This window comes from Variovorax sp. P4_D9 (assembly GCF_056401695.1).
On record NZ_JBFUIU010001481.1, the window covers coordinates 1 to 1,252 of the forward strand.

Genomic DNA, 1,252 nt, shown 5'->3' on the forward strand with positions numbered 1-1,252 from the left:
GTCCAGTACCAGTCGCGTTACCTGGGGTATCCAGGCAAGACGGCCGTCTAGCCACGAATGCTCAATGCTCTGATCGCGATGTCAAAACCGGGCTCGTGTGGAAGCGGTGTATGTGAGGCTGACTCGAACTTGCGCCTGGCACGATTAAAGATGACGACGGCCTGCTCATCGTTGATCTGCTTGGACATGTAGAGGAGCCCGTCGACCTTCGCAGGGTGAGCATGAAGGGCCGCCGCCCAGGCCTGCGGCAGGTCGTAAGGGAAGGTGGTCGAGATTTCGCTCGAACCGACGATCCGTTTGAGCGCGGTGCCAGTGAGTTTCGCAAGTCTAAGGATTCCGCCCTGAAAGCGAACGACCTGCTTCGATTCGAGTTCGTCGGGAGACACCACGAAGTGACCGCCGTGCGGCATCAAGTCGTGCAGCACAGTCTCTGCGATGGCGACCTGCAGAGTCAGGCCAAGATAGCAGGTGCCAAACCTCTTCGATGGAGGGCGAGAGTGGTCGTCGAATCGATTGCCGGCCGACTTGCCGAAGTATGGCTCGCCCGAGGTATGTTTCGAGATGCGATAGAGGCTCGCGACCTGGACTTGGACGGTCTCGAGACTGGTGTCGTGCAGATCCGAAGGTGGGGGCTTCAGCGGCGCGCTCATCCGATTCGGAGAGCCTCGGCTGCGTTCAGGACCTTCAGATATTCGCCGCTGGCGATTGCCTCCAGCGGTGTCGCACCAGCGAGTGATCCTCGCTGGTGCAAGAAAAAGTGCAGCTTGGTAGCACCAGGCAAATCTCCCAGGGCCTTGCTCACCGCCTCAAGCTTGGTTCGGTCGTAGCGACTATCCACGAAGAACGATGGGAAGTACTTCTCGCCGTCAACCTCGACGTGGAAAAGGCGTCGTTCTTGCTGCGCCTTGCTGAGTGCCTGTCGGGTGATCGTGCGCTCGTCCTGAAAGGTGCCACGGCGTATGAGGACTCCCTCATTGACGAGTTTCCTGAGCCCTTGATTGGCCTGATCGCGCAGCTTCGCCATGGTCGTTCCCGCGGCCGCCACTTTTTGACGGGTCGGTCTCTCGTCACCAAACGCTATCCGGTGAATATCTGCGAAGCGAGCTTCAGCCTCCTGCAGCGTCTTCAGCAGCGATGAGGATGCCGTGGCTGGTGCGAGAAGCGCCTTCTTGAGTTGAGCGCGAGGGGTCGCCGCCAATTCATCCGTCAACTGCTGCAGTGAGCTAGCGGTTCTGCGCAGCTCCCTCAGGGC

1 protein-coding gene and 1 pseudogene are annotated in these 1,252 nt (G+C 59.7%); both read right to left on the reverse strand.

Annotated features, from left to right (window positions below):
* Nucleotides 1–47: 47 nt before the first annotated feature.
* The gene (locus AC1DY5_RS56185) at nucleotides 48–650 is read right to left on the reverse strand and encodes an RES family NAD+ phosphorylase (RefSeq protein ID WP_478122799.1); all 603 of its coding nucleotides are present in this window, start codon (nucleotides 648–650) and stop codon (nucleotides 48–50) included.
* Nucleotides 647–1,252, reverse strand: a pseudogene (locus AC1DY5_RS56190) (hypothetical protein); the annotation flags it as partial. The gene AC1DY5_RS56185 and the pseudogene AC1DY5_RS56190, both read right to left, overlap by 4 nt.